Source organism: Mesorhizobium sp. WSM4841 (genome assembly GCF_055811515.1).
Genome location: NZ_JBVVQC010000014.1, coordinates 152,143 through 158,902, shown reverse-complemented (window position 1 = coordinate 158,902; position 6,760 = coordinate 152,143). Strand labels below are relative to the sequence as shown.

Sequence of the window (6,760 nt, the reverse complement as noted above, 5' to 3'; positions counted from 1 at the left end):
GAGTAGGGGAGTAGGGGAGTAGGGGAGCCGTACCAATCGTGCGGCTTCGTGCTAGTCATATTTCCCCTATTCACTTACTCACTTACTCCCTTACTCCCCTGCTTCTCTGTTCCCGTTCGGACGGGAACGTCTCCGGCGTCACGCCGTTGTTCGGGCGTTATGGAGATACGCGGGTTCCTGTTGTTCTGGTCCATCTTGGCCGCAGTCGTCGCGGCGCTCAGCCTTGGACCGTCCTTCGCCCATGTCCTGGAATCGGCTCCTCGGCTGACGAAGTGGTCGCCTTCGCTCTGGCGCGAGACGACTGTCTTCAACGCCCAGTTCCAGCTGTTTGCCGTCATTGGCGCGCCACTCGACGTGGCCGCGATCGGCTGCCCGGGACTTCTCGCATGGATGCTGCGCAATGAACGTCCGGCGTTCTGGTACGCGTTGGCCGCTGCCGTGCTCTATGCGGTGTCTCTTGCGATGTGGTTTGCTCTCGTCAAGCCGGCGAACGATATTCTGGCCACCTGGGTGCCTGGACCGATTCCGGAAAATTTCGAAGCGATCCGACGGCGCTGGGAAACCGGCCATATGATCGTCGCCGCCTTCAAGGCAGTCGGTTTCGTATCGCTGGTTGCCGCCCTGCTTTGGATCAGGCGCGGCTGACCGTTTCGGAAATGTCCAGCGACCGCGTTTGTTGCACCGGTGAATGTGCTGTGGCAGAAGCGGGCCAAGTCGCCCCGGAGATGCTCTTCTTGAAACCTTTTCGCGACAAACGCCGCGACAGCCGCTCGCATCAGCTCGCAAAGGGCGGGGCGGAACAGGCGCAGCGCGGGACCGGCACAGCATCGGGCAACCGCACCGAGCCGAAAGCCGCGCCGCGCGTCCTTTCCCGCCGCGACGGCGCCCTGCCCGCCGAACACCTGCCGCTGATCCTCGAAGTGGCGCCCAACGCCGACTATGCGCTGCTCGACAGCGGCGCCGGTCAAAAGCTCGAGCAGTACGGGCCCTATCGCATCGTCCGGCCCGAAGGCCAGGCGATCTGGCAAAAAGCGTTGCCGGCCAAAGACTGGGACCGCGCCGACGCCATTTTCACCGGCGACACCGACGAGGAAGGCATCGGCCGCTGGCGGTTCCCCAAGACGCCGCTAGGCGAGACCTGGCCGATGAAGCATGACGGAATCGACTATCTCGGCCGCTTCACCTCGTTTCGCCATGTCGGCGTCTTCCCAGAGCAGGCCTCGCACTGGGACCACATGGCCGGGCTGATCGCGGCGGCGAAGCGACCGGTCAAGGTGCTGAATCTGTTCGGCTATACCGGCCTTGCCTCACTGGTGGCGGCGCGCGCCGGCGCCGAGGTCACCCATGTCGATGCGTCCAAGAAGGCGATCGGCTGGGCCAGGGAGAACCAGGAGATGGCGGGCCTGTCGCAAAAGCCGATCCGCTGGATCATCGACGACGCCATGAAATTCGCCGAGCGCGAGGAGCGCCGCGGCAGCCGCTACGACATCATCCTGTTCGATCCGCCCGCCTATGGCCGTGGCCCCAAGGGCGAGGTCTGGCAATTGTTCGAGGACCTGCCTGATCTGACCGACCTCTGCCGCTCGATCCTGACGCCGAAGCCGCTTGCTGTCGTGCTGACCGCCTATTCGATCCGCGCCTCCTTCTTCGCCATCCATGCCTTGATGCGCGACACATTTGCCGGCATGGGCGGCACGGTCGAATCCGGCGAACTGATCATCCGCGAAAAATCCGCCGGCCGGGCGCTGTCTACGTCGCTGTTCTCACGCTGGGTGGCCTGAATGAGCGAGCGGCACGCCGGTGCGCCAGGGCAGGTGAAGGAAGTGACCAGCCTCGCCAATCCGTTGATCAAGGACATCAAGGCGCTCTCCCTGAAGAAATTCCGCGACCAGCAAAACGCCTTCATGGCCGAGGGGCTGAAGCTGGTCATCGACGCGCTCGACCTCGGCTGGTCGATCCGGACGCTGGTCTTCGCCAAGGCCGGACGCGGCAACGCTGCAGTCGAAAAGGTCGCGGCGCGCACGGTTGCCGCCGGCGGCACCGTGCTCGAAGTTTCGGAAAAAGTGCTCGTCGCCATCACCCGGCGCGATAACCCGCAAATGGTGGTCGGCGTCTTTTCGCAGAAATTCCTGCCGCTGAAGGACATCCGCGCTCGAGACGGCGACGTCTGGGTGGCGCTCGACCGCGTGCGCGACCCCGGCAATCTCGGCACTGTCATCCGCACCGTCGATGCCGTTGGTGCCAAGGGCATCATCCTGGTCGGCGAGACCACCGATCCTTTTTCCGTCGAGACCGTGCGCGCCACGATGGGCTCGATCTTCGCGGTGCCGGTCGCCAAGGCGACGCCGGAAACCTTCCTTGCGTGGCGAAAAGGCTTTCCTGGCCTCGTTGCCGGCACACATCTGAAGGGTGCGGTCGATTACCGCTCGGTCGACTTTTCCAAAGGCCCGGTGCTGCTGATGATGGGCAACGAGCAGCAGGGCCTGCCCGAAAGCATGGCCGAAAGCTGTGACAGATTGCTGCGGATTCCGCAGGCCGGCCGCGCCGATTCGCTCAATCTCGCGGTGGCCACCGGCATCATGCTGTTCGAGATCCGGCGCGGCGCGCTGAAACTTGCCCCGGAGGACGCCAAACCGTGACATCCCAAATGGTCAAATCCCCAACGGCAAAATCATGGTTCCCCTACGCCCTGCTGGTCGCCGCCGCGATAGCGCTCGACCAGTGGGTGAAATACCTGGTCGAGACCGGCCTCGCCTTCCAGGAAAAGGTCGATCTTGTGCCGTTCCTGGCGCTGTATCGCACCTACAACACCGGCATCGCCTTCTCGATGTTTTCGTCCTTCGGCGACACCGGCCTGGTGGTCATCGCCGCTTTCGTCGTCGCTTTCGTGCTCTATCTCGCGGCCCGCACCCCGCCCGGCCACGTGCTTACCCGCATCGGCTTTGCGCTTATCGTCGGCGGCGCGCTCGGCAATCTGTTCGACCGCGTTACCTATGGTCACGTGATCGACTACATCCTGTTCCACACCCCGGTATGGTCCTTTGCTATCTTCAACCTCGCCGACGCCTTCATCGCGGTCGGCGCGGTGGTGGTCGTCTTCGACGAACTCATCGGTTGGCGGCGCGAGGCCAAGCCCTCAAGCGATTGACCTGGCCTTCTGCCGCCATACAGTGGCCATTCGAGAAGCCCGAGGAGAAGAAGACATGTCCGAAACCTTCAAAGCCATCCTCGTTTCGCGCGACGCCGAGAAGAAACAGTCGGTCGCGGTGACTGACCTCACCGAGGCCGACCTGATGGAAGGCGATGTCACCGTCGCCGTCGAGGCGACGACGGTGAACTACAAGGACGGCCTCGCCATATCAGGCATGGCGCCGGTGATCCGCCGCTGGCCGCTGGTGCCGGGCATTGACTTCGCCGGCACCGTCGTCTCGTCTTCCCATGCCGACTGGCGCAAGGGGGACAAGGTCATATTGAACGGCTGGGGCGTCGGCGAGACGCATTTTGGCGCCTATGCCGAGCGTGCCCGTGTCAACGGCGACTGGCTGGTGCAGCTGCCTCAGGGCATGAGCCCGCATGATGCCATGGCGATCGGCACCGCCGGCTACACCGCCATGCTTTGCGTCATCGCGCTGGAACGGCACGGCATCGTGCCCGATCGCGGCCCGGTGGTGGTGACGGGCGCGGCCGGCGGCGTCGGCTCGGTCGCGGTCTCGATCCTGTCCAGCCTCGGCTATCATGTCATCGCCTCGACCGGCCGCAGCGCTGAAAGCCCCTATCTGATCGACCTGGGTGCTGCGGAAGTGATTTCGCGCGACGAGCTTGCCCAGCCTGCAAAGCCGCTCGCCAAGGAACGCTGGGCCGGCGGCGTCGATGCGGTCGGCAGTCACACGCTGGCCAACGTCCTTTCGATGACCTCCTATGGCGGCGCCGTCGCCGCCTGCGGCCTGGCAGGCGGCATGGATCTGCCGGCGAGCGTCGCCCCGTTCATCCTGCGCGGCGTTTGTCTGCTCGGCATCGATTCGGTGATGGCGCCAAAAGCGGTCCGCCTGGAGGCGTGGCGCCGCATCGGCACGGACCTCGATCTCCAGAAGCTCGCCAGCCTATCCACGACCATCGGCTTTGACGGCATCATCGACGCCGCGCACGACATCGTCGAGGGCAAGATCCGTGGCCGCGTGGTGGTGGATATGTGAGTTCTGTCGTCTGCCGTTTTGCGCGAAAGGAAGGCAAAAAAACCGCGCGACCGATAAAATTCGAACGATCGGCCGCAATTTTCCATAATCTCTGTCTGGCAAGGGTTTCCGCATGGTCACTGAATCCGGCATCAGAGAAACGGAGAGCGCCGAAAGCGTCGACGAGATCGGCCCGGAGGCGCCAAGACGGCAGCATATCGCAGCGCCGCCACTGGCGCCCGAGCTGCCCGCCGCCAATCGCGAAGGCCTGCCGTTCCTGACGCTCGTCGCCATAGTCGTGCTGGCAGGTCTGTCGCATCTGACCGGAGCGCCGGTCTTCATCACTTTCGGCCTTTTGGCGACTGGCATGGCCGGTCTCGCCGTGCATCTGCGTGCCAGGCGCAAGGAGCGTCGTACGGTTGCCCTCCTTGGCGAGACCGCAGCTCGCAGCCGCGCCGAGGTCGAGACCCTGGCCGACCGCATGTGGGAGATGCAGGAGAGCGAGGAACGCTTTCGCGGGCTGATCGACGCGCTTGGCGATCTCGTCGTCCACCGCGACCGTGACGGCCACATCGTCTATGCCAACAAGGTTTTCGCCGATCTTGTCGGAGCCGATCAGCGCGAACTTGCCGGCAGGACCCTTGCCGAACTCGGCATCGACGTCGGCATCGTTCCCGATGCCGCTTTTTCCGACCACGAATGCCTGAGTTCCACCGACGTCGCCATTCGCACGCCGGCTGGCCCGCGCTGGTTCTCATGGATCGAACTGTCCGTGCGCGACAAGGAGAACGGCGGCGCCTCGCATCGCGCCATCGCCCGCGACATCACCGCCCGTAAGCACGCCGAATCGTCGCTGATCACCGCCCGTGAGCGAGCCGAATATGCAAGCCAGGCCAAATCGCGCTTCCTCGCCACCGTCAGCCACGAGATCCGCACGCCGATGAACGGCATCATCGGCATGGCCAGGCTGCTGGCGGACACCAATCTCTCGCCCGAACAACGGACCTATGTCGGCGCCGTCTCGACCTCGGCCAGCGCACTGCTGGCGCTGATCGAGGATCTGCTCGACTATTCGAAGATCGAGGCCGGCCGCTTCGATCCCGAACCGCAGCCAATGTCGGTGCGCGAGATCGCCGACAACGTCGTCGAACTCTTGGCTGCGCGGGCCTTCGCCAAGAATATCGGCCTTGGCTGCCATGTCGAACCCGACGTGCCGCAGATGATATCAGCCGATCCGGGAAGGGTCCGGCAGGTGCTGCTCAACCTGATCGGCAACGCGATCAAGTTCACCGACAGCGGCGGCGTTTTGGTGAGCATCGCTCGTACCCGCACCGAAACCACCGACCGCATATGCTTCACCGTCGCCGACACCGGTCCCGGCCTGCACGAGGACGACATGGAGCGCATCTTCGAGGAATTCGAACAGGCTGATGGCACGTCGACCCGCGCGCATGGCGGCGCCGGGCTCGGTCTTGCCATCTCCAGGCGCCTCGTGATCGCCATGGGCGGCACGATTTCGGTATCGAGCCGGCTCAGCCAAGGCTCCGAGTTCGTCTTCGAAATCCCTGCAATATCGGCCACCGAGCCGCCGCAGACCCGCCTGAATGCGCTGTCAGGACGGCGCGCGGTGATCCTGTCGAAGAACGCCATCGAGGCCGACGCCATCGCCCGCACCATCCGTGCCAATGGCGGCATGGTCGATCTGGCCGCGACCGCCTCCCAGGCAGCGTCCTTCGCAGAAGGCTGCGACGTGCTTCTGGTCGATGCGGTCATGGAGGAGGGCGACGGCAGGTTGCTCAAACGCCTTCGCCAGAGCGGCTTTGCCGATTGCGAGGCGATCACGCTGATCGCGCCTACCGACCGCGGCATGCTGGGCGAGTTCCGCGCCAGCGGCTACGCCACCTTCCTGGCAAGGCCGGTGCGCGGCGAGACGTTGCTGCGCGTGCTTTTGACCAGCAGCGTGCCCGCCCTCACCCAGCCACAGCTGGAAAAGCCCGGCGCACCATCCGTCCGTGCCATTGGCGGCCGCAGGCAGGGGCTGTCCGTGCTGATCGCCGAGGATAACGACATCAACGCCATGCTTGCTCGTGCCACTCTGCTGAAGGCCGGGCATCGCGTGAAAGTGGTCGGCAACGGCAAGGCCGCCGTCGAGGCCGTCACTGGGACCGGTCACAAGCACCGCTTCGACGTGGTGCTGATGGACCTGCACATGCCTGTCATGGACGGGCTGGACGCCATCGCCGCCATCCGCCGGCACGAGGAGGAAACCGCCGTGCCGCCGGTTCCAATCATGGTGCTTTCGGCGGACAGCCAGGAAACGACGCGCCACGCGGTGCTTGCCCATGGCGCCAGCGGCTTCGTCACCAAGCCGCTCGACCCCGACGCGCTTGTCCATGCGATCGAGGGCCAGGTGGCCGCCTGATCCGCCGGCTGTCCTTCCTGGCTTCCCTGCGTAACATAGCCGGTTGAAGGATTACCCAGCCGACGAAGTATTGCCCGTAGCACCGTATCACGGTACTGTCACAATCCTGTTGCACCTACACCGTATCCCCGTGCCAAGAGGGATGGCTCGAAGGAGAATCACTCGT

Annotated in this window: 6 protein-coding genes; all 6 read left to right on the top strand. The window is 64.5% G+C overall.

Going from position 1 to position 6,760, the window contains the following annotated elements:
* Positions 1–159: 159 nt before the first annotated feature.
* Positions 160–645 (top strand): DUF1772 domain-containing protein, encoded by a 486-nt coding sequence (locus AC0L14_RS18630; RefSeq protein ID WP_473527323.1) that lies wholly within the window; start codon positions 160–162, stop codon positions 643–645.
* Between the two features lie 89 nt (positions 646–734).
* Complete coding sequence (locus tag AC0L14_RS18625) at positions 735–1,781, top strand: RsmD family RNA methyltransferase (RefSeq protein ID WP_473488046.1); 1,047 nt, start codon at positions 735–737, stop codon at positions 1,779–1,781.
* Positions 1,782–2,639 carry a TrmH family RNA methyltransferase gene (locus AC0L14_RS18620; protein ID WP_123151729.1) on the top strand — a complete coding sequence of 286 codons (858 nt, stop codon included), beginning with the start codon at positions 1,782–1,784 and terminating at the stop codon, positions 2,637–2,639.
* A gap of 8 nt (positions 2,640–2,647) precedes the next feature.
* Complete coding sequence (gene lspA / locus AC0L14_RS18615; RefSeq protein WP_095496863.1) at positions 2,648–3,148, top strand: signal peptidase II; 501 nt, start codon at positions 2,648–2,650, stop codon at positions 3,146–3,148.
* A 55-nt stretch (positions 3,149–3,203) separates the two neighbouring features.
* The gene (acuI, locus tag AC0L14_RS18610; protein ID WP_473488047.1) at positions 3,204–4,193 is read left to right on the top strand and encodes an acrylyl-CoA reductase (NADPH); all 990 of its coding nucleotides are present in this window, start codon (positions 3,204–3,206) and stop codon (positions 4,191–4,193) included.
* Between the two features lie 112 nt (positions 4,194–4,305).
* Positions 4,306–6,594, top strand: a complete 2,289-nt coding sequence (locus tag AC0L14_RS18605; RefSeq protein WP_473750308.1) for a hybrid sensor histidine kinase/response regulator — start codon at positions 4,306–4,308, stop codon at positions 6,592–6,594.
* Positions 6,595–6,760 lie beyond the last annotated feature (166 nt).